The organism is Pseudorhodoplanes sp. (genome assembly GCF_046289595.1).
Taxonomy (GTDB): Bacteria; Pseudomonadota; Alphaproteobacteria; order Rhizobiales; family Xanthobacteraceae; genus Pseudorhodoplanes.
This window is the reverse complement of sequence record NZ_JBKBVB010000034.1, coordinates 1-21,159: the sequence shown is the minus strand read 5'-3', so window position 1 is coordinate 21,159 and position 21,159 is coordinate 1. Positions and strand designations below refer to the sequence as shown.

Annotated in this window: 20 protein-coding genes and 1 tRNA gene; 5 read left to right on the top strand and 16 right to left on the bottom strand. The window is 63.2% G+C overall.

The features are described 5' to 3' along the window. Positions 1-39: 39 nt before the first annotated feature. The 8 genes from ACK41X_RS09530 to rpoZ form a co-directional block, all read right to left on the bottom strand. Positions 40-810 carry an exodeoxyribonuclease III gene (locus ACK41X_RS09530; protein ID WP_409721858.1) on the bottom strand — a complete coding sequence of 257 codons (771 nt, stop codon included), beginning with the start codon at positions 808-810 and terminating at the stop codon, positions 40-42. A 17-nt stretch (positions 811-827) separates the two neighbouring features. Beyond that, positions 828-1,748: a GTPase Era gene (era, locus tag ACK41X_RS09525; protein WP_409721855.1), complete on the bottom strand. Its 921-nt coding sequence runs from the start codon at positions 1,746-1,748 to the stop codon at positions 828-830. Then, positions 1,741-2,607: a ribonuclease III gene (rnc, locus tag ACK41X_RS09520; protein WP_409721852.1), complete on the bottom strand. Its 867-nt coding sequence runs from the start codon at positions 2,605-2,607 to the stop codon at positions 1,741-1,743. The genes era and rnc overlap by 8 nt, the downstream gene beginning before the upstream one ends. Continuing rightward, on the bottom strand, positions 2,604-3,356 hold the full coding sequence (gene lepB, locus ACK41X_RS09515; protein WP_409721850.1) for a signal peptidase I: 753 nt from the start codon (positions 3,354-3,356) through the stop codon (positions 2,604-2,606). The genes rnc and lepB overlap by 4 nt, the downstream gene beginning before the upstream one ends. Before the next feature lie 104 nt (positions 3,357-3,460). After that, positions 3,461-3,892, bottom strand: a complete 432-nt coding sequence (gene acpS / locus ACK41X_RS09510; protein ID WP_409721916.1) for a holo-ACP synthase — start codon at positions 3,890-3,892, stop codon at positions 3,461-3,463. Positions 3,893-3,903: 11 nt separating this feature from the next. Continuing rightward, the gene (locus ACK41X_RS09505) at positions 3,904-4,668 is read right to left on the bottom strand and encodes a pyridoxine 5'-phosphate synthase (protein ID WP_409721847.1); all 765 of its coding nucleotides are present in this window, start codon (positions 4,666-4,668) and stop codon (positions 3,904-3,906) included. Between the two features lie 13 nt (positions 4,669-4,681). Further along, on the bottom strand, positions 4,682-6,979 hold the full coding sequence (locus ACK41X_RS09500) for a RelA/SpoT family protein (RefSeq protein ID WP_409721913.1): 2,298 nt from the start codon (positions 6,977-6,979) through the stop codon (positions 4,682-4,684). Positions 6,980-7,268: 289 nt separating this feature from the next. Continuing rightward, positions 7,269-7,655 carry a DNA-directed RNA polymerase subunit omega gene (gene rpoZ / locus ACK41X_RS09495; RefSeq protein ID WP_409721844.1) on the bottom strand — a complete coding sequence of 129 codons (387 nt, stop codon included), beginning with the start codon at positions 7,653-7,655 and terminating at the stop codon, positions 7,269-7,271. Positions 7,656-8,000: 345 nt separating this feature from the next. Here rpoZ and ACK41X_RS09490 point away from each other — a divergent pair, with 345 nt between their 5' ends. Together ACK41X_RS09490 and ACK41X_RS09485 are read left to right on the top strand one after the other, a co-directional pair. Further along, positions 8,001-8,639: an NYN domain-containing protein gene (locus ACK41X_RS09490; protein WP_409721841.1), complete on the top strand. Its 639-nt coding sequence runs from the start codon at positions 8,001-8,003 to the stop codon at positions 8,637-8,639. Continuing rightward, the gene (locus ACK41X_RS09485; protein ID WP_409721838.1) at positions 8,617-9,309 is read left to right on the top strand and encodes a uracil-DNA glycosylase; all 693 of its coding nucleotides are present in this window, start codon (positions 8,617-8,619) and stop codon (positions 9,307-9,309) included. Before ACK41X_RS09490 ends, ACK41X_RS09485 begins: the two co-directional genes overlap by 23 nt. A gap of 290 nt (positions 9,310-9,599) precedes the next feature. Here ACK41X_RS09485 and ACK41X_RS09480 read toward each other — a convergent pair whose 3' ends face one another. Both ACK41X_RS09480 and ACK41X_RS09475 read right to left on the bottom strand, forming a co-directional pair. Beyond that, entirely contained in the window at positions 9,600-10,490 is an 891-nt protein-coding gene (locus ACK41X_RS09480) for an alpha/beta fold hydrolase (protein ID WP_409721835.1), read from the bottom strand. An 81-nt stretch (positions 10,491-10,571) separates the two neighbouring features. Next, a complete protein-coding gene (locus ACK41X_RS09475) occupies positions 10,572-12,518 on the bottom strand; it encodes a transglycosylase SLT domain-containing protein (RefSeq protein ID WP_409721832.1) in 1,947 nt (648 codons plus the stop codon). A gap of 750 nt (positions 12,519-13,268) precedes the next feature. Here ACK41X_RS09475 and dapA point away from each other — a divergent pair. Further along, a complete protein-coding gene (dapA, locus tag ACK41X_RS09470; RefSeq protein WP_409721829.1) occupies positions 13,269-14,159 on the top strand; it encodes a 4-hydroxy-tetrahydrodipicolinate synthase in 891 nt (296 codons plus the stop codon). A 13-nt stretch (positions 14,160-14,172) separates the two neighbouring features. After that, positions 14,173-14,646, top strand: a complete 474-nt coding sequence (gene smpB, locus ACK41X_RS09465; protein ID WP_409721826.1) for an SsrA-binding protein SmpB — start codon at positions 14,173-14,175, stop codon at positions 14,644-14,646. 79 nt (positions 14,647-14,725) lie between these two features. On the opposite strand, the gene ACK41X_RS09460 is transcribed toward smpB, so the two are convergent. From ACK41X_RS09460 to ACK41X_RS09440, 5 genes are all read right to left on the bottom strand, one after another. Further along, positions 14,726-15,463, bottom strand: coding sequence for a superoxide dismutase (locus ACK41X_RS09460; protein WP_409721823.1), 738 nt, complete (start codon positions 15,461-15,463; stop codon positions 14,726-14,728). Positions 15,464-15,739: 276 nt separating this feature from the next. Continuing rightward, positions 15,740-17,239 (bottom strand): porin, encoded by a 1,500-nt coding sequence (locus ACK41X_RS09455; RefSeq protein WP_409721820.1) that lies wholly within the window; start codon positions 17,237-17,239, stop codon positions 15,740-15,742. Between the two features lie 710 nt (positions 17,240-17,949). Further along, positions 17,950-18,042, bottom strand: a tRNA-Ser gene (locus ACK41X_RS09450). A gap of 74 nt (positions 18,043-18,116) precedes the next feature. Beyond that, positions 18,117-18,557, bottom strand: a complete 441-nt coding sequence (locus ACK41X_RS09445) for an SEL1-like repeat protein (protein WP_409721817.1) — start codon at positions 18,555-18,557, stop codon at positions 18,117-18,119. A gap of 90 nt (positions 18,558-18,647) precedes the next feature. Then, complete coding sequence (locus ACK41X_RS09440) at positions 18,648-19,289, bottom strand: glutathione S-transferase family protein (protein ID WP_409721910.1); 642 nt, start codon at positions 19,287-19,289, stop codon at positions 18,648-18,650. Positions 19,290-19,658: 369 nt separating this feature from the next. On the opposite strand from ACK41X_RS09440, the gene ACK41X_RS09435 reads away from it, so the two are divergent. Next, complete coding sequence (locus ACK41X_RS09435) at positions 19,659-20,012, top strand: hypothetical protein (protein ID WP_409721814.1); 354 nt, start codon at positions 19,659-19,661, stop codon at positions 20,010-20,012. Positions 20,013-21,076: 1,064 nt separating this feature from the next. Here the strand turns inward: ACK41X_RS09435 and ACK41X_RS09430 are convergent. Next, positions 21,077-21,159: hypothetical protein (locus ACK41X_RS09430; protein WP_409721907.1), on the bottom strand; the 83-nt coding region annotated here is incomplete at its 5' end.

The window sequence follows — 21,159 nt, the reverse complement described above, 5'->3', positions numbered from 1 at the left end:
CGGCGCGCTCTTGCGCGGACGACGTCGCCCGCGCCTTGGCTACTTCAATTCAACCCAGACCGGCGCGTGGTCGCTTGCGCCCTCGCGGCTCCGCTCGGCGCGGTCGACCCCGGCGGCCTTGAGCCGGGTCGCCAGGATCGGCCCGAGCAGCACGTGGTCGAGCCGGAGGCCGGCGTCGCGCGCCCAGCGGTTTCGCTTGTAGTCCCAGAACGTATAGATTCGCTGATCCGGATGGGTCTGGCGCAGCGCATCGGTCCAGCCTTGCTTCAAGAGCCGCGCATAAGCGGCACGGCTCTCTGGTTGGACCAGTGCATCCTTGTCCCATGAGCGCGTTGGATAGATATCCTCATCCTTTGGCGCAACATTGTAGTCACCAATCAGCGCCACGGGCACGTTCGCTTTCAATAGTTTACGGGCATGAGCTGAGAGTCGCCTGAACCATCTCAGTTTATAGTCGAACTTTGGGCCGGGTTGCGGATTGCCGTTTGGCAGATACAGGCAGCCGATCAGCACCCCGTTCACAGCGGCTTCGATGTAACGGCTCTGCATGTCCTTCCGCTCGCCCGGCAGGGCGGTGCGCGTGGTCACCGGCTCACCGACACGCGACAGGATCGCGACGCCATTCCCGGCCTTTTGCCCGCGCCAGACCGCGGCATAGCCGGCCTCGCCGAGCGCCGCCGCCGGAAAGTCGGCATCGGCACATTTGAGTTCCTGCAGACCGACAATGTCCGGCTTGGCGCGCTTCAACCAGCCAATGAGGTTCGGCAGGCGCCGGTTTATATTATTGATGTTGTAGGTTGCGATCTTCATGAAGCGAAGATCGCCTCTCACTTTTCGCGCGGAAATTCCAGGCCAAGTTCCCGGTAACGCTCCGGATCGTCGCCCCAGCCCTCGCGAACTTTAACGAACAGGAAGAGATGCACGGGCGCCTCCACGATCCCGGAAATCTCCTTGCGCGCATCCGCCCCGATCGCCTTCAGCGTCTGCCCGCCCTTGCCGATCACGATCTTCTTCTGGCTGTCGCGCTCGACATAGATCGTCTGCTCGATCCGCACCGAGCCGTCCTTCTTTTCCTCCCAGGCTTCGGTCTCGACCGTCGACTGGTACGGCAGTTCCTGGTGCAGGCGCTGGAACAGCTTTTCCCGGGTGATTTCGGCGGCGAGGAGCCGCATCGGCGCGTCCGAAATCTGGTCCTCGGGATAGAGCCACGGTCCCGTCGGCACCTGCCCCGCGAGCCAGGAGCGCATATCGTCGATGCCGTCACCGGTCAGGGCCGAGACCATGAACGTCGCTTCGAATCGCAGCCGCTCGTTGAGCGCCGTTGCAAGTGCCAGCAGGCCGGGCTTGTCGGTCACATCGACCTTGTTGAGAACGAGGAATTTGCGCCGCGGCATCTCCGCAAGTTTCCTGACGATCGCCTCGGCCTCCTCGTCCAGGCCCTTGCGGGCATCGACCAGAAGCCCGGTCAGGTCGGCATCCTGCGCCCCCGCCCAGGCGCTCGTCACCATCGCCCGGTCGAGCCTGCGCTTGGGTGCGAAAATGCCCGGCGTATCGACGAAAATGAGTTGCGATGCCCCCTCGATCACAATGCCCCGCACCGGCATGCGGGTGGTCTGTACCTTGTGGCTGACGATCGAGACCTTGCTGCGCACCAGCGCATTGATGAGCGTCGACTTGCCGGCATTGGGCGCACCGATCAGGGCGACAAAGCCGCATCGTGTCGCCTCGGCCGGGTGCTCCTCAACCATCGGCGCCGACGCCTTCCCGCGCCAGCAGGGCCGCGGCGGCGGCCTGTTCGGCGGCGCGCTTGGACCGCCCGCGGCCTTCGGCCGGATCGCGCTCCGGCAGCAGGACGGCCACGCGAAAAACCGGATCGTGATGCGGGCCGGTGCGTTCGACCTCTCGATAGCAGGGGGTCGGCAGGCCGCGCGCCTGCGCCCATTCCTGCAACACGGTCTTCGGATCGCGCAACGGCCGCGCCGGCCTGCGCATGCGGTCGGACCAATAACGCTCGACCAGCGCCTTCGCCGCCTTGTAACCGCCGTCCAAAAATACGGCGCCGATCAGCGATTCGCAGACATCCGCGAGAATCGCGATCCGGGCCCGGCCGCCCGAGCGGACCTCGGACGCGCCAAGGCGCAGCGACGATCCAAGATCCATCGCCCGCGCCACGTCGGCGCAGGATTCGCGCCGGACCAGATCGGCAAGGCGGCGCGACAGCTCGCCCTCCTCGGCCTTGGGAAAGGCCGCGAACAGCATCTCTGAGACGGCAAGGCCGAGCACATGATCGCCGAGAAATTCCAGGCGCTGATAGCTGCCGGCCCGGCCCTGTCCCTTCAGGGCGGAAATATGCGTCAACGCGCGCTCAAGCAGCGCCTTGTCACGGAACCGATAGCCGATCGTGGTCTCCAGCGCCGAGGCGCGCTGTACCTTGCGCTTCTTTTTTTCGGGCAACACCGACTCATCGGACGGCGCCGCCGGTCCTGTCGGTTGATCGGCCGCGGCCGCAACCGGTTTCCCGGCCGTCGCCTTGCGCCTCGGATTTCCCGGCGCGCGCGTGGCGCGCGCGGCGTTCCGAAGCGCCGCACTATCGGCCGATGCTTTCATCTGACGATCTTGAAAATCCGATCCCAACGCACCGACCAGGGCCAGCGCCAGACCTGCCAGGCCTGCTCTCCCTCGCGCACGGAGAAGAAGATGATCTGCGCGCGCCCGATCAAATGACTGAACGGGACATTGCCGACCTGACTCTGCACGCGGCTGTCTGTCGAGTTGTCGCGATTGTCGCCCATCATGAAATAGTGCCCGGCCGGTACGTTATACTCCGGGGTATTGTCGTAGAAACCGTTATCCTGCAGATCGAGCGTCGTATAGCTTACACCGTTCGGCAGGGTCTCGCGCCAGCGCTTCACCCGAATTGCGCGATCGCCCTCTTCGGTTTCGATATAGTCCTCCATCCGCTCGCGCTTGACCGGCTCGCCATTGATGTAGAGCAGGCCCTGCCGCATCTGCACCCGGTCGCCGGGCAGGCCGATCACGCGTTTGATATAATCGGTGGAATCGTCCCGTGGCAGGCGGAACACCACCACGTCGCCGCGCTCGGGCTGCGAGCCGAAGATGCGGCCCGAGAATAAGGGCGGCGAGAATGGAAACGAGTAGGAGGAATAGCCGTAAGAGAATTTCGAAACGAACAGATAATCGCCGACGAGAAGCGTCTCCTTCATCGATCCCGAGGGGATGTTAAAGGGCTGGAACAGGAAGGTCCGGATCACAAGCGCAATGATCAGCGCATGCACGATCACGCGGACGGTCTCGCCGAATCCGCCTTCCTTGCGCTTGGTGCTGGTCACACTCATGGCCTCATGTCCGGGAAAGAGAATGCGCGCTGGCGCGCCCTTGTAGCGGCAGAAATAGCGCTTCGCAACGAACCGACAAAACACGCCTATGTGACTGACAATACTCAGATAATGGAGGGCGGCTCGTCGTTTGACGAGGTCAGGGGAAGAGCCGAGATAATCACGATGGCCTGGGCCAGAGGATATTCGTCGGTCAGGCTTATGTCGATCCGCGCCTGGTGGCCGTGCGGCGTGATCTCGTTCAGCCGTTTCAGCGCACCGCCGGTCAGTTTCATGGTCGGTCGTCCAGACGGCAGATTCACAACACCCATGTCGCGGAAAAACACCCCGTTGCGGAACCCGGTGCCAAGCGCCTTAGAGCAAGCCTCTTTAGCGGCAAAACGCTTTGCGTAGGTATCGATCCGCGTCGCGCGGCGCTCTGCCTTGGCGACTTCGACGGGCGTAAAAATGCGCTGGATGAAGCGGTCGCCGTGCCGCGCCAGCACTTTTTCGATGCGCCGGATATCGACGAGATCGGAACCCAGACCAATAATCATGCCTCCCTGGATCATGCCGCCTTCGCGTCCCGTCGCCCGCGATCCATCGCGGCACGCATGGTGCGAATCGCGTTATCCAGTCCGACGAAGACGGCCTCCCCGATCAGAAAGTGCCCGATGTTGAGCTCGACGATTTCGGGCAGAGCGGAGATCGTTTGCGCGGCCGCATAATCGAGGCCATGGCCGGCGTGGACTTCGAGGCCGAGGCTTTTGGCCAGGGCGGCGCCTTTGCGGATGCGGTCGAATTCCTGCGCAGCCGCCTGATCCTTCCCTTCGATCAGAGCTTCACACCACGCACCAGTGTGAATTTCAATGACGGGCGCCCCGACCGCCCGGGCCGCCTCGATCTGCTTCGGATCGGCCGCAATGAACAGCGACACCCGGATTCCAGCGCTGCCGAGTGCCCGGACCGCGGCCTCAATCAGCCCGCGCTGGCCCGCGACATCGAGCCCGCCTTCGGTGGTGCGCTCGGCACGCCGTTCGGGTACCAGACAGGCGGCATGCGGGCGCGTCCGCAGCGCGATGGCGATCATGTCGTCCGTCGCCGCCATCTCGAAATTCAACGGCTTGTCGATCTCGGCCTTCAGGCGCGCCATGTCGTCGTCGCGGATATGACGGCGGTCCTCGCGCAGATGCGCGGTGATCCCGTCGGCGCCCGCAGCCACCGCGAGCCTGGCCGCGCGCACCGGGTCCGGATGCAGCCCGCCCCGCGCGTTGCGGATCGTCGCGACGTGATCGATGTTCACGCCCAGTCTCAGATGCTGCGCCGCCGTCACGATGCGCCTGCCGTCACCCGTTCACCCGCGCCACGCTAGCGACCACCGGCTTGGCGCGCAATTGCGCAATGATCGCGGTGAGGTGCTTCAGGTCATAGACCTCCAGGTCGATGGTCAGCGTCGTGAAATCAGGCGATTGCCGTTCCATATGGATATTGTCGATGTTGCCGTCATTCTCGGCGATGACCTGTGCCAGCTGGGCGAGCGTGCCGGGCTCATTGACCGATTTCACCACGATGCGCGCCGGGAACCGCTGAGGCTCACGCTCGTCGACGTCCCAGCGCAGATCGAGCCACAGCTCCGGGCGGTCCTCGAATTCCTGCAGGGACGGCGACTGGATCGGATAGATCGTGATCCCCTCGCCCGGCGTCAGAATGCCGACGATCCGGTCGCCCGGGACCGCACCGCCATTGGGCGCGAAGCGGACCGGCAAATCGCTGTTGCTGCCGCGTACCGGAATCGCGTTGGCCGCCTCGGCGACGGGAAGCTTCGCCTTGACCGACTTGGCGCGGCGCAAACCGAACCAGGAGCTATCGGCCTTCGGCGCGGCCAAAGCCGCGCGCTCTTCGAGATAGTCGGGATACATGGCGCGTGCGACATCGGAGGCCTTCATCTCGCCGCGGCCGACCGCCGCCATCACCTCCTCGATCGAGGTTCGCGCAAGGCGCGGCAATGCGCCCTGCAGCTTCTCGTCGGAATATTCCTTCTTGGCACGCTGGAACAGTCGCTCGACGATGCGGCGGCCGAGGCCGGCATATTGGTCGCGTACGGCCACCCGCGTGGCACGGCGGATGGCGGCGCGCGCCTTGCCGGTGACAACGATCGATTCCCAGGCGGCGGGCGGCGCCTTCTGCGCCTTGGAGGTCATGATCTCGACCTCGTCGCCATTCTGCAGTTCGGAGGCGAGCGGCGCGATCTTGCCGTTGATCTTGGCGCCCACCGCCATATTGCCGACGTCGGTATGGACGGCATATGCGAAGTCGATCGGCGTCGCCTGGCGCGGCAGGGCGATCAGCTTGCCCTTTGGCGTAAAGCAGAACACCTGATCGTGGAACAGCTCGAGCTTGGTATGTTCGAGAAACTCTTCGGAATTCGACCCTTCGGACAACAACTCGATGGTGCGGCGCAGCCATGCATAGGCATTTGATTCGCGAGACAGCATCTCAGATGGGGATACGCTGGCATCCTTGTAGAGCGCATGCGCGGCGATACCATATTCGGCGATGTCGTCCATTTCGTGCGTGCGCACCTGCAATTCGACTCGCTGTTTGCCGGGACCGATCACCGTGGTGTGGATCGAGCGATAGTCGTTCTGCTTTGGCGTCGAGATGTAGTCCTTGAAGCGCCCCGGAACCACCGGCCATGTCGTGTGGACGACGCCGATCGCGCGGTAGCATTCCTCCACCGTGTTGACGATCAGGCGGAACGCAAAGATGTCCGACAATTGCTCGAAACCGACCGATTTGCGCTCCATCTTGCGCCAGATCGAATAGGCCCGCTTCTGCCGTCCCTTCACCTTGGCCGCGATGCCGCGATCGGCGAGCTTGCGGGTCAGCTGCTGCTCGATGTCGATAATCAGATCCTTGTTGCGCAGGCCGAGCGTCAATAGCCGTTCGGTGACCACCTGATAGGCGTCCGGATAGAGCTCCCGGAAAGAAAGATCCTCGAGTTCGTCGCGCATTTCCTGCATGCCCATACGACCGGCAAGCGGCGCATAAATGTCGAGAGTCTCCTCGGCCATGCGACGGCGCGTTGCCACCGGCACATGATGCAGGGTGCGCATGTTATGCAGGCGGTCGGCGAGTTTAACCAGAAGCACCCGCACATCGTCGGCAATGGCGAGCAAGAGTTTACGAAGGTTCTCGGCCTGTTTGGCTTCCTTGGTGACGAGGTCGAGCTTTTTGAGCTTGGTCAGACCTTCGACCAGAGCGCCGATCTCTTCGCCGAAAAGGTCGTCGATTTCCGCCCGCGTCGCCGGAGTATCCTCGATCGTGTCGTGCAGGAGCGCCGCTGCGATGGTCGCGTCGTCGAGCTTCAGGTCGGTCAGGATCGCCGCCACCTCGAGCGGATGCGAGAAGTAAGGATCGCCGGATGCCCGCTTCTGCTCGCCATGGGCCTTCATTGCGTAAACATAGGCGCGATCCAGCAAGGCCTCGTCGGTGTCGGGATTGTAGCGGCGGACACGCTCGACGAGTTCGTACTGCCGCATCATCTGCGGCTTCTGGGTGCGCTTTTCCTTTTCCGGCGCCGGTTGGGGCAGAACATTGCCCGCCAGCTCAAGCGGCGCCCGGGTTCGCGCCTGGTTCTGCATCCGGGGCAGCTTAGGATTCGAGCGCGACATCTTTCACTCCGGCCGGCCGCCGGCCTTGCATGCTGCCGAATCCTCGCGTGCCCCCCGGTTTTCCCGCAAGCCCGCAAACATCGGCAGAATTCGGCCCGGCTTCTCCAGCTCTCGAACCGCATTCTACCATTGTCGCGCCGGACGCTGAAAAGTCATTTCGTCAGTCTCGAGCGCCGCACGAGGCAGCACGCCCGCAAACGGGCAGAATCAAAAGGCCCGGCAACCGCCGGGCCTCGATCCGTGCCGACAACTGCGGTCCTTATTCCTCTTCCTCCGGCTGGGCCTCGGGCGGGGTCAGGCCTTCGAGCCCCTTGAGAAGCTCTTCCTCGCTCATGTGTTCCATGGCCACGTCGGTGTCGTCCGCATCGACCGACCCCGATGTTCCAATCAACGGCGCCTCCGGCTCGGGCTCGTCGACCTCGACATACTTCTGCAGGGAATGGATCAGGTCTTCTTTCAGATCCTCCGGCGAAATGGTGGTTTCCGCGATCTCGCGGAGGGCGACGACGGGGTTTTTGTCGTTGTCGCGGTCGACGGTGATCTGGGCCCCCGACGAAATCATCCGCGCACGATGGCTCGCCAGAAGCACGAGTTCAAAGCGGTTCTCAACCTTGTCGATGCAGTCTTCGACGGTGACACGGGCCATGGGCTTGTCACTCCTGTAACGAGATAATGACCGGAAATTCGGCTTCTGGTACCCGCTGACCTTTGAATCCGCAAGAAGTAAATTAGGTTAAACATGTTTCGAGCTTTTCGCTTGGACCCGACTTCAGCGGTCTGATAACGACCGCGTGATCTATCACAGCGCCGCTGGCGCCCGGCTGCCGTTTGGCGCCCGGCTTAAGGACAAACAAATTTTGCGCCACCCGGCACGGGCTGGACAGAGCGGCCTGAACCCCGGACGGGCCGCGGTGTTGCGCCTCAATGCAATTGACCTCCCCGGTGCGCGGCAGAAGGCGCCCGGCAAGACAAAGAAGGATCAAGCCTTACGATGAAATCGAACCTTGAAAAGTCCGCACTTTTCATTGACGGCGCCAATCTTTACGCGACCGCAAAATCGCTGGGTTTTGACATCGACTACAAGCGGCTGCTGAGGGAATTCCAATCGCGCGGCCATTTGCTGCGCGCGTTCTATTATACCGCCGTGATCGAGGATCAGGAATATTCCTCGATCCGGCCCTTGATCGATTGGCTCGACTACAACGGCTATACGGTGGTCACCAAGGCCACCAAGGAGTTCGTGGATCAGACCGGACGTCGGAAGGTCAAGGGCAATATGGATATCGAGCTTGCGGTCGATGCCATGGAGCTTTCCGGGCATATCGACCATATGGTCTTGTTCTCCGGGGACGGCGATTTCCGCTGCCTGATCGAGGCGATGCAGCGCCGCGGGGTCCGTGTCACCGTGGTGTCCACCATGTCCTCGCAGCCGCCCATGGTGGCCGACGAATTGCGCCGCCAGGCCGACGAATTCATCGACATCATCAGCCTGCAGGGCAAGATCGGCCGCGATCCGAATGAGCGTCCGGCCCGCGAACCGCGGGAGGGGCGTCAGCACACGCCGCAATTTTTGCAGCGGCCAGCGCAACGGGCGAATATCGGTCCCGATGCCGACGACTTCGAGGACTGAAAACCCGGCCTATTTTCGCGATAGCGGCAAGCCCGGGCGTAACTGTCCGCGCTGCCCGCGCCTTGTCGCGTTCCGCGATCAATGGCGGGAGCGCGAACCGGGATGGTTCAACGCGCCGGTAGCCTCGTTCGGTCCGCTTACCGCGCAGCTGCTGATCGTCGGGCTTGCGCCCGGGCTGCAGGGCGCGAACCGCACCGGGCGTCCCTTCACCGGGGACTTTGCCGGCGACCTGCTCTACGGAACGCTCATCGAGTTCGGCTTCGCGCGTGGAACATTCGACGCGCGCGTGGACGATACGGTGGAACTGGTGGATGCGCGCGTTACAAACGCGGTGCGGTGCGTTCCACCGGAGAACAAGCCGACGCCTGCGGAGATCCGCACCTGCGGAGATTATTTGCAAGAAACGATTGCCGAGATGCAGAATTTGCGCGCCATCGTCGCGCTCGGCCGGATCGCTCACGATGCCGCGGTTACCGCCCTCGGCGCGAGGAAATCAGCCGTGAAATTCGCGCATGGGCTGTATGCCAGCGTCGGCCGGGTGACGCTTTTCGACAGCTACCATTGCTCGCGATACAACACCAATACCGGTGTGCTGACGCCGGAGATGTTTCGAGCGGTCTTCGCGAATGTGCGCGGCTATCTTGACGACGCCAAGCGCGGTGCGGCCTGACGGTCGCCCGCTTCAGTCGCGGTCCAGCCGTTTGCGGCGCAACGCACGCCTACTAGCCCTGAGGGGCCTGATCGCCGGCCCGCAGCGAGGCGTCAGAGCGGCCGCCTTCAGCCGCCTTCAATCGAGTAAAGCCTGGATCTCAAGAGTCTTTTCGCTTTTCTTCGAATCGCGAAAAGACTCTAAGTTGTTGGGTTGGCGCGTTTTCTTCACGCGAACCGGCGCCCACTTCGCTCGAAACGCTGTAGAGATCGGGCTTCGCTTGCCGGTCCCATATGCGAACGGCATGTGCCTCAATTCGCAGCCTCGTCGCAGCGCACGAGAAAATCCGAAATGCGGGTCATCACCGCGGGCTCGGCCAGCAGCGGCGCGTGACCCTGATCGTCGATTTCGACCGCGTCGATGTCCGGGCGGCGCGCGCGCATCGCCGCGAACGTTTCAACGGACAGAATGTCGGACAGAGCGCCGCGGATTGCCATCAGCGGAGTTCTTGGCAATGCCTCGAATTGCGCCCAGAGGTCGCCAACCGGCGCATCCGGATCGATGTCTTTGAGGGTTTCCGCGAGCGCCGGATCGTAGCGCGTCACAAGGCCCTCGGGGCTATCCTTCCAGGTCCGCTCCGCCCAGGCGCGCCAGCCATCCTCGTCAAGCGCCGGGAATTGCGCGCCGAACAGCCCCCGCAGAATGCTTGCACCGTCGTGGAGACTGCGCGGTCGGGGCATTTTCCCGGCATAGCCCTTGATGCGCAGGAGCCCCGCGCGCTCGATCACCGGACCGATATCGTTGAGAATTGCGCCGGCAATCATTTCCGGATGGACCGTTGCGAGCAGCATGGTGAGAATACCGCCACGCGAGGTGCCAAGAAACACGCATCGGTGCTGTCGAAGCGCGTTGAGGACGGCGACCAGATCGGAAAGCTCGACCGCGGGATTGTAGTTGCGCCAGTCCGCATCGTACCCGGAGCGGCCGCGGCCGCGGGAATCCAGCGCGAACACCCGGCGCGGATGGCGCTCGTGCCGAGAGAGGTGAAGCGCCAGCAATTCGAAATCGGCTTCGTTGCGGGTCAAGCCGGGCAGACATAGCAGCGGCAGCCGCGCTGCATCCGTGTCCGGCTCATAACAGCGTACATGCAGTGAAAGACCATCCGCCGCAGCGAAGAAGCGGCTTACAACGCGATCCGGCATCGGGGCAGTCTAAAGCCCGCGAAACGGGCCGCAAGACCTGAAGCAAAGCCTGAAGCAAGACTTGATGCAACACCTGCTTCTTTAGTTCGCCGCCATGCCGCGCCGCAGGTCTGCCTCAATCATAAGCTTGGGAGACGCACCGAACTTCACGCGGTACACTTGCATATTCTCCATTACCCGCTGCACGTAATTGCGGGTTTCGGAGAACGGGATCCGTTCGACCCAGTCGATCGGATCGATCTTGGGGTCGCGCGGATCGCCGAAACGCTGGACCCAGTCGCGCACCCGGCCGGGGCCGGCATTGTAGGCGACGAAGGTGAGGATGAAGGAGCCGCGATAATTGTCGAGCGCGTGGCCGAGTTCGGCCGCCCCGATCTGGACGTTATAGACGGGGTCGTACATCTTCCTGGCGTCGAAGGCGACACCATTGCGCTTGGCCACGAGTTTTGCGGTGGTCGGCAACACTTGCATGAGGCCCTGCGCATTGGCGCTGGAGCGGGCGCGCGGGTTGAAGCCGCTTTCCTGGCGCGCGATCGCATAGGCGACATGCGGCTCGACCGGCGGTCCGATCGGCGTGAATCGGGGCAATCCGGCGGTCGGATAGGCATAGTGTTCGAATGGCAGGCCCTTGCCAACGGCAATCCGGCCGAGCAACGCGAGCGTGCGCGCGTCGCTTCGCTTCTCGGCAAGAGCCGCCACTGCGGCCAGCGAAGCCGGGTCGACCGCCCGATCCGCCAGATCCGCCGCGGCCGACGCCACAAGATCGCGTTCGTCGAGCGCATAGAGCATCTCCATCGCGCGCACGATCTCAAGACGATGCGCCTGGGGATGCGCTGGCGGCGGCGGCGGCAGCCGAAGCTCCGAGCCGCCGAGCCGGGCGTGAGCAATCTGGCCGTAATAGGTGCTGGAAAATCTTGCCGCCCGCTCGTAATGGCTTCGCGCCTCGGCGGTCTGGCCCAGCGCTTCGCAGGTCCGCGCATACCAATAATGGCCGCGCGACTTCGAAGCCGGATGTTCGGCGACCTGGATCACACCGGCGAAGAGCGGCTTGGCGGCGGCGGGATCGTTCAGGAATCGAAAGGCGATCCAGCCCGCGGTAAACAGATGTTCGACGCGCGCGCCTTCCTTCTCCGGCATCGCAGCCTCGCGTGCGATCCGGAACGCGGTGCGCACTTCGCCGGCATCGAGCAGGCGGCGCGCGAGCAGTCTGCGCTCGTTCCACCACTCGTCGGGATCGTGCACCGCATTCGCCGCAGTGGATGCTGCAAGCATGGCCTTGGCGGCTTCGTCGAGCCGATCGGCACGGCGCAGAAATTGCGCCCGCGAATAAAGATGCGCGGTGTCGGAGCGGACATCGGCCGGAACCGCATCGAGCAGCGCGCGGGCCTTCGGCGATTTGCCGACCACTGCGGCATGCGCACGCACGATCGCCACCTGCGACGGACCGAGCCGCTGCGCCGCGCGCAGCGCAGCATCGGTGTCCTCGCTATACAGACGACGGTCCATCCGCGCCTTGTGATCGCCTCCGGTCAGGAACGCACCGAAGGCGTCGAGCACCTGACGTTCCATTTCGGCGGAGAGCGCGTCGTTGCGCCAGACGTCGCGCACGAGCTGCTGTGCCTGCGCACGGTCACCCTGGGCCAGCAGAGCACGCGCATAGACCAGCTTGCCCCTCGCCGTCAGGGGCGCATGTGTTGCGAAATAGCGGCGGACGACCGCATCGTTGATGTTGTTCAAATAAAGCGCGGCTTCCGCCTTGCGCCGAAACTGGTTGATGTTGGGCCAACCCGAATTTGCCGCAACAAAGCCCGCATTACGCTCGAAATCGAAATCGGAATTCTCAGCGCGCAGAACCAGCCATTCGATCAATTTGACCGCGACCGGATCGGTGACGGTCGCGGCAATTGCCGTGGCCTCGCTGTTGCGGCCGCGGCGCGTGGCCTCGATCGCCCGCTTCACCGCGCCGAGCGTGTCGGCGGTGACCGGCGCTGCAGGTCCGAGCGCGGCAGGCACTTGCGCGGCGGGCACTTGCGCGGCGGGCGCGGCCGTCGCGGGGACTTGCGCGCCAGGCCTTGCGTCCGTCTCGCGTGCCGGAACGCTCAGGGTGTGCCCGACGCTCGCGGTCTGTGGCGGACTAAGGTGCGACGGCAAGATCGGCGCTGCGCCGCCAATCGGAGCCGGAAAGGCCCCAGGCGCGGTCGCGCTCTCGGCGGGCCGCCGCCTCGGCAGCGGGACGCTGGCTTTGGCCGCACTGATTTTGGATGCGGCCGTCTTCGATGACGGCTTGGACGCGGCCTTCTTGGCCGACTTCTTGGACTCAACCTTCTTGGACTGAGTGTTCTTGGGCGCGGCTTTCCTGGCAGGTTGATGGGGCGCGGCGTTCTTCGTTTGGCCCTTGCCGGAAGCGGACGCCTCTTCGGCCTTGGGTTTCGGGGCCGCATGGACGGCGGCGGCGGCCAGCAACGCGGCCAATCCGGCCATCGCGGCCGTGAGCGAGCCTTTGCGTGTCAAATTCCAGTCCTCGCCTTCCGAATCGGATGGTCCGTTCTGCTATTGCCTTGAATATGCTGAGGAACCGTTTACCGTCTGGATTTGCCTCCCTGCCATCGGAAAGCGGCGAGACCGCGGCACCGGACAACGCATCGCAGCCGTCGATCGGAAACCTCAAGAACATTCGCTTTCAAGCTGCAGGGCTAACCGCTATGGATCGGACGAGAGGCGCAGCCGGCGAAGCAGCCTCCGCACTTCACCCATCACTGTGCCGTCCGGGGTCGAGACATGACAGCTAACGGAAAGTTCCGGGGTTCTTTCACCGCTCTGGTGACACCGTTCCGCGATGGCGCGCTCGATGAAGGGGCGTTTCGGGAGCTGGTCGAGTGGCAGATCGCAGAGGGCACGGACGGCCTTGTTCCCTGCGGCACCACTGGCGAGAGCCCGACCCTCTCCCATGCCGAGCATCACAAGGTCGTGGAATGGTGCGTCGATCAGGCGCGGGGCCGGGTGCCGGTGATCGCGGGCGCCGGCTCCAACGCCACATCGGAGGCGGTGGCGCTCGCCAGGCACGCCGAGAAGGCCGGCGCCGACGCGGTGCTCGTGGTCACGCCCTATTACAACAAGCCGACTCAGGAGGGCATGGTCCACCATTTCAAGGCGGTGAACGACGCCATCGGCATCCCGATCATTATCTACAACATTCCGCCGCGTTCGGTGGTTGACATGTCGGTCGAGACCATGACGCGGCTGTTCGAGCTGAAGAACATTGCCGGCGTCAAGGATGCGACCGGCAATCTCGCGCGGGTCTCGCTGCAGCGTCAGGCCATGGGCGACGAGTTCATCCAGCTCTCCGGCGAGGACATGACCGCCCTCGCGTTCAATGCAGCGGGCGGGCATGGCTGTATCTCGGTTGTCTCGAATGTCGCGCCGGCGTTGTGCAAGCGGCTGCAGGACACGACGCTCGCCGGCGACTATGCCGAAGGCCTCAAGGTGCAGGACCGGCTGGTGCCCCTGCATCACGCGATCTTCATGGAGCCGGGTCTCGCCGGCGCGAAATGCGGACTGTCGCTGCTCGGCCGCGGCAACGAGGAAGTGCGGCTGCCGCTGCTGCCGGTGACTTCTGGCACCAAGGCCGCAATCCGAAGCGCAATGGTGCATGCGGGACTTTTGAACTAGTCAGCCTTCCAGAATGGCAGAGCCGAAAGAGCGCGCGCCCAAGGTGGTCGCCGACAACCGCAAGGCGCGGTTCAACTACGAAATCGGCGAGACCTTCGAGGCCGGTGTTGCGCTCACCGGAAGCGAGGTCAAATCGCTGCGCGCCGGCAAGGCCACGATTGCCGAATCCTATGCGGATGCGCGCGACGGCGAAATCTGGCTGATCAATTCGAATATTCCCGAGTATTTGCAGGCCGGCTGCTTCAATCATGTTCCGAAACGGCCGCGCAAACTCCTGCTGCACAAGCGTCAGATCAACAAGCTGATCGGCGCGGTCGAACGGCAGGGCTACACGGTGGTGCCGCTCAAAATGTATTTCAACGCCAAGGGGCGGGCCAAGGTCGAGATCGCGCTCGCCCGCGGCAAGAAGCTTCACGACAAGCGTGACACCCTGAAGAAGCGAAGCTGGGATCGCGAGCGCGGCCGTCTTTTGCGCGCCAAAGGCTGACCCGCGGCGCCGGTGGCGGCCGCGGGTCCGGTCTGCCGCCCATGAGGGGACGTGCGGCAGATAGTCTTCGTGATGAAGGTCAGGCCGTGGCCTTCCTGAAATTGTCGGCGGCCTTGTCCCAGTTCACCGTATTCCACCAGGCCTTGAGATAGTCGCCGCGGCGGTTCTGATATTTCAGGTAATAGGCGTGCTCCCAGACATCGACGCCGAGAACCGGCTTGCCGCCGAGCTCCATGTGCGGCGTATCCTGATAGGGCGTATTGACCACGTCGAGCTTCTTGTCCTTGGTGACGATCAGCCACGCCCACCCCGATCCGAAGCGCCCGAGGCCCGCGGCATTCAGCTTGTCCATCATCTCGCTTGCCGACTTGAAATCGCGGTCGATTGCGGCCTTCAACGCGCCGCCCGGCTCTTTGGCGCCGCCGGGCGTCATCAGCTCCCAGAAAAACGTGTGGTTGAAATGGCCGCCGAGATTGTTGCGCACGCCGGTGCGCACATCGAGCGGCACCTTCGACAGATCGCTGAGCAACGGCACCGGATCGGATGCCGAACCGGCAAGCTCGGGATATTTGCCGACCAGGTTGTTGAGGTTGGTGATGAACGCGCCGTGATGGCGCTGGTGGTGGATCGTCATGGTCTGCGCGTCGATATTGGGTTCGAGCGCTTCATAGGCGTAGCCGAGCGGGGGCAATTTGAAAGGACCGGCGGGCTGGGCGGGCGCAGGTTGCGCCAGCGCACCGGGACGGCCGAACAGGCTTCCTGCGGCAACGGCGCCGGCGGCGCCCACAAACAGCTTCAGGCTTTCGCGTCGGTTCATGGGGTCTCCTCCTGTGATCATGGACAAAAACTGGCGACATGCTGGCCGTAACGCCGCAGTCCGCTTTGACTGCGGGCCATCTGGATTACGGCCGGGAGCCTACAATGTTTCGACCAACGGATTGAGGGCGGCTGTACCGACGCTCACATGGACGTGAGAAGCCCGGCGGGCCGTTGAGTGCTGCTGCAGAATGCCAGGATCGGACCAATGCTCAAAAAGCAGAACCCCCGGCCTTTCGGCCGGGGGTCCCGTTCAGATCAGGCAATGATCGTCAGATCACGGCCAGAAGCTGCGCTGCACGCGGATGGCAGCCGACCAGTAGCTCTGGTCTTCGATGGTGTAGGAACCGGGAGCCAGACCAGCCGAATAACCGGCGGGCTGACCGGCGCGGAGCGTACCGGTGCCGGCGAACGCAGTGTCAATCTTATTGTAGGCCACTTCGACGCCGATATCGAGGTTGGCGACCGGATTCCACATGGTGCGCGACGCAATGCGCATCAGCGAGTAATCCGGGTCGCAGTTCGTGATCGACGCGCCGACATACCGGACATTGGCGCCCGCGCACGGACCGCCGATGTTGGATGCGATCAGCGCCTTGGCGGTGTCGTTATACTCGACCTTCAAGTAGCCGAACACCCAGGAGGTGCGCAGCGACGGGGTCCAGTAATGCTCGAAGGCCACCGTGCCGCCCCAGGCTTCGGTCAGTTCCAGACCACCGTTGTAGCCGGCGATCGTGTTCGGGTTGGCGAACACGGCGTCGGTCAGCACGCCGTTGGCAATGCCCTGCTTGTGGATGAAGTTCTGACCGTTGGCATGCGAGACGAAGCCCGTGGCGCCCTTGGCGTAAGCGATCACGCCGGACAGGGTGTCCTTGGCATCCCACGGCATCTTCAGGGTCAGACCGGCACCGACGCCCCAGCCCCATTCGTCGCCGTTATGGCCGCTGCAGGTGACGTTGGCCGGGCAGTTGTTGGTCGCAACGCTGAGATAGTTCGACCGAACCTTGGCGAGACCGCCCATGATCTGGGCAGAACCCCAGGCCTGGTCGACACGCATGTTACCGACGATGTCGGGAACCTGGATGCCGGACCGGTCGGTGGCGCCGAACAGATCAGTCACGTTGAGGTCGATCACCGGCTTGATGCGGGCCGCGGAGTCTTCCACCGAGAGGGTGGCCGACAGGCCGTTGCCGAACTGCCAGGTATAGGCGAACACGTTGTGACCCGCCGGACCCGAACCGCCGTCCAGGAACATCGGAACGAGACCGTAAGCCGCACCGTTATAGAAGGCGAAGAACGTATCCGCCCGGCCGATGGTGAAGCCCGCGAACTGGATGAACGCACGCTCCATCGCCACCGCGTTGGTGGTCAGCGAAGCCGTGTTCTGGCCGGCGGTGTTGAGCGCATTCACGCCGAAAGCGAAATAGGCGCGCAGGGTGCCGTATTCGGTCTGCGTGCGCACGTCGCCGGTGAGACGGAAACGGGCCTGCATGCCGAAGGTGCTGGCATTGCGGGTGAAGGTCGCGTCACCGCCGGTCGGCACGCGGTCGGAATAGTGACCGCCGACTTCGTTGTGATACGCCTCGAAACGCACATAGCCACCGATCTTGATGCAGGTATCGGTGCCCGGGATATAGTAGAAGCCGACGCCATACAGGCTGCAGACCTTCACGTATTCGACCGCTTTGGCCTTCACGGGAAGATCGGCCGCCTGAGCCCCAGCCACCGCGATCAAACCGGCTGCGGAGCCGAGGAGAAGGCTTTTCACCATCTTCATGTTGAACCTCCAAGTTTGCTTTAGGGAGGGTCCAGACTCCGCTGGGTGGAACCACCCAAAGAGATTTCCCCTATTCCCCGCGAGCTGCTTTGCTCTCCTTCGAAACCCCCGAGAGACAGCCAAACAGCACGACTTGGGGACGCCCCCTCCGTCGCGAGGGTGAGATTACCGAACGAACCTTGCCGTGCAATCAGCAAACGCCTCGTACACAGGCAGTTTCGAATGTTTTCAAAGGCCTGTTGCACAAATGGCACGCACATTATTGCACCTGCGAAAACGACTAAGTCCGCCACTTATCCTATTGATTTTGTTTGATGTTCCAGCTCCTTGCCTTGACCTGGGCGGGTCGTTTTCGTTGCAGCCCTGCATCGGCCCCCGGAAACACATCACCGGCCGGAACCCGGCTCGGTTCCCTCTTGCAGTGGAGAATCGGCGGCGGTTTTGAGAATCGCTGGCGTCGAAGAGTGGACCATGCGGAACCGCCTCTGGCGCGTCGCGGAACCGGAACGCAGCTCCGCCAACTTAAATAGGGAAGCGCTTCTGAATAAGCAGTGCCGCTTCCGGCCGCGGTCGACGATGCGCGGAGCCATGCGCGGCCTTGAACTCGCGCCAGATCGGGGGTTGTCGCTGGCGACCGGGCGGCCGAGGCCAACGCCGGTCCACCGCTGCTCTTGTTTACCGGCGAAGTTTACCGGTGACGCCTCATTGGCTGGCGGAGACGGAGGGATTCGAACCCTCGATACGCCTTGAGAGCGTATAACGGTTTAGCAAACCGCCGCCTTCAGCCACTCGGCCACGTCTCCCGCACGAAACGGTATGCCCAAGACGGCCTCCGCAGGCAACCGGGAAGGCCGGCCGCGCGGAACAAATATAAGCGTCAATGCGCGGTCAGCCAGTCGCGCGCCGCACGCTGTGCCGCGGCGATCTCGGCCGGCGACATGCCCGCTGCGATTTCCTGGCGCAAACGGATCGCTTCCTTGCAGCCCTTCAGCGCTGCGATGTTGAACCACTTGTGTGCTGCAACCAGATCGGCGGCGACGGAGTTTCCGACCGCGTAGCGGATGCCAAGCTGATAGAAGATGTCCGCGGACGCGGGCCCCTGCCCGGCAGCGGCAATATCGGGTTCGGTCAGTTCGAAACGTGCCATGATCATTCCCCTGTCATCTGCTCCGCCTGTTGGCCGGCGGATGTGCATGTCCCCCAACGGACGCACGGATGATGTCGCGGAGGAATTGAATGGCAGTTTAAGCGTCGCGATGAATCGCAGGTTAAGCGCGCTACGAAAATCGCGCAGGCGAACGCGCAAAAAGCCCAGCAAATCAAGGCTTTCTGCGACCGCGCTTACGCTTCGGCAACTTTCAATTTTGCAAAACCGGTAACCAACCGCACACGCGATGGCGCGCAGGCGTCAGGCGGTGCGGGCGCGCTGCCGGAACAGCAGCGCCTGCACGTTCGGATCTTTCATATCGACCTTCGAGGCCTCCTCGACGCGCAGCTTCATGCCGCGTTCAACAGCCGGACGCGCCATCACCGTCTCCAGCCACCGCTTCAGGCGCGGAAATTCGTTGATGTCCTGCCCCTGCCGCTCCCAGCGTGACACCCATCCGACGCAGGCCATGTCGGCGATCGAGTATTTGCCGGCGAGGAACGGCCGGTCCTTAAGCCGGATATTCATGACGCCGAACAGACGGTGAACCTCGTTGGTGTAGCGGTCGATGGCATATTGCAGCTTCTCCGGCGCATAGATCCGGAAGTGATGCGCCTGCCCGGCCATCGGCCCGAGCCCGCCCATCTGCCAGAACAGCCATTCCTCGACCGCGGTCCGGCCGCGCTCGTCGGCGGGATAGAACTTGCCGGTCTTGCGTCCGAGATATTGCAGGATCGCTCCGGATTCGAAGACCGAAATCGGCCGCCCGCCCGGCCCGTCGGGGTCGACGATCGCGGGCATCCGGTTGTTCGGGGAAATGGCGAGAAATTCCGGCTTGAACTGGTCACCGGTCGCGATGTTCACCGGCTTCATAATGTAGGGGAGCCGGCATTCCTCCAGCATGATGGAAATCTTCCAGCCATTGGGGGTCGGCCAGTAATAAAGCTCGATCGGCCGCTGCGGCTTGCTCAGCTTGGCCCTGCGACCGGCCCTGACGGACTTGGCTTTCGCAGACTTGGCTTTCGCGGACTTGGCTTTCGCAGTTCTCACATTCGCTTTCCCCGTCCCGATGCCCTTGGTCGTCGACGTCCTTGCCGTTGCCCTCGCCGGTTTGCGCGCCATTGCCTTCTCCCAACCTTGAACGCTCGCTTGGCATGTCCGCATCACCTAAGCCGGTAAAGCGGGTCCCGCAACATCGGCACATTGACTGACCTGCGAGGCTTCAGGCCATAATCCGGGCTTGGAAGTAATTCCGAAACACGAGGGGTGGTGATGAGGAACGTCCTTTGGGTCACAGCAATCGCCGTCGCGCTCTGCTGGAGCGGATTGCATCCTGCTCCGCTGCGCGCTCAGACGCCGCCTGCCAAAGAAGCGACCGCGGCGCCCGAATCCGCGTCGAAAAAGGCGAAGGCGGAGCAGCGCAAGGCCAAGCGCGAGGACACGAAAAAAGCCCGCGCCGAGAAGAAAGCGAAGGCGTCGGCCGCGCGCGCCGCCGTGAAAGATCGTCAGAAGCAGTGCGGAGCGGAATGGCGCGAGGCCAAGGCGGCCGGCAAAACCGAAAAGGGCATGACCTGGCCGAAATTCTGGAGCGCCTGCAATGCGCGGCTGAAGGCCAAGTCCGGCTAAGCGGGAGACGACGAAGGAACATCTCGGCTGCTGCGCGTCGGAACCGGCGCCGTCAGGCCGGACCTTCGATACGGATACCGGGTCGCGACCCGGCACTCACTGGCGATCTGGCACGCACTCGCGACCTGACACTCACGCGCCACCCGGACCTCATAAAGACCGAGGGCGTCGGAGAGACCTGATGAGTCTCGCCGACGCCCTCCGTCGTTACAACCAGCCGGCGATGTCTCGCCCGAATTTTGGTCCGCGCGGAACGACGCCGCCGGCCGTGTAACGTGGCACGAAAACGGATCGCGCTTACTTCCGCTTCTTAGCGCGCTTCGCCTTCTTCGCGGTTTTCTTTGCCGCTGCCTTCTTACGTTTCGCCATTGTGCCCTCCAAGTTAGAGATGGCGCTATCGAAAAAGTGCAGTCGCGAATCGACATGCACGACCTTCCGATTACACCAGAATGCAGAAAACAGCGACTCCACTTAACGAAACGTGTACTCGCCCGCGTCTTACCGAGCGCTCGGCGAAGCGTTGCACGATGCATGCGCGGCGAACGCAACGACAATCAAGCCGCGTTGCACGTGTCGGCAAAGCCATACTGCGATCATCAAATTGATGCGATAAAATAAGGCAGATTCGTATGTCGGCCGCGCGCGCATCCACACTTCATGCAGGCACGCTTGCTTCCGCCTTGCGCTTTTCCGGGACTTGCGATGTCAAGCCAAAGGGCGGCCGCGCGCCGAAAAAATTTTTTTGCACAACACCGAAAAACCGGTTCGCTGGTCATCAATCGGATCGCGAATCGCGCGAATCGCTGCGCGCCGATTCGCGACGAGCGCGTCGTACAAGACGCCCGACGCCTGGCCGCGCGACGTTGCGGACACCGCTGAGGCAATCGCCGCGTTCCGGTTTCGTGTCAAAGCAAGCACCAATGAGCGATCTTTGCAGTCGCCGCGCTCTCGATGATGTCTTAAATCGGGTCGGACACGGATGCCGCGCTCTCTCGTGACCCATCACGCGGCAGCGATACGAAAAAAATTGCGCGAGCGAAGTCGCATCACAACGCGGCGCTCGTTCAGAGGCCGAGCTTCGCCTTCAGGATGTCGTTGACCGCCTGCGGATTGGCCTTGCTGCCCGACGCCTTCATCACCTGACCGA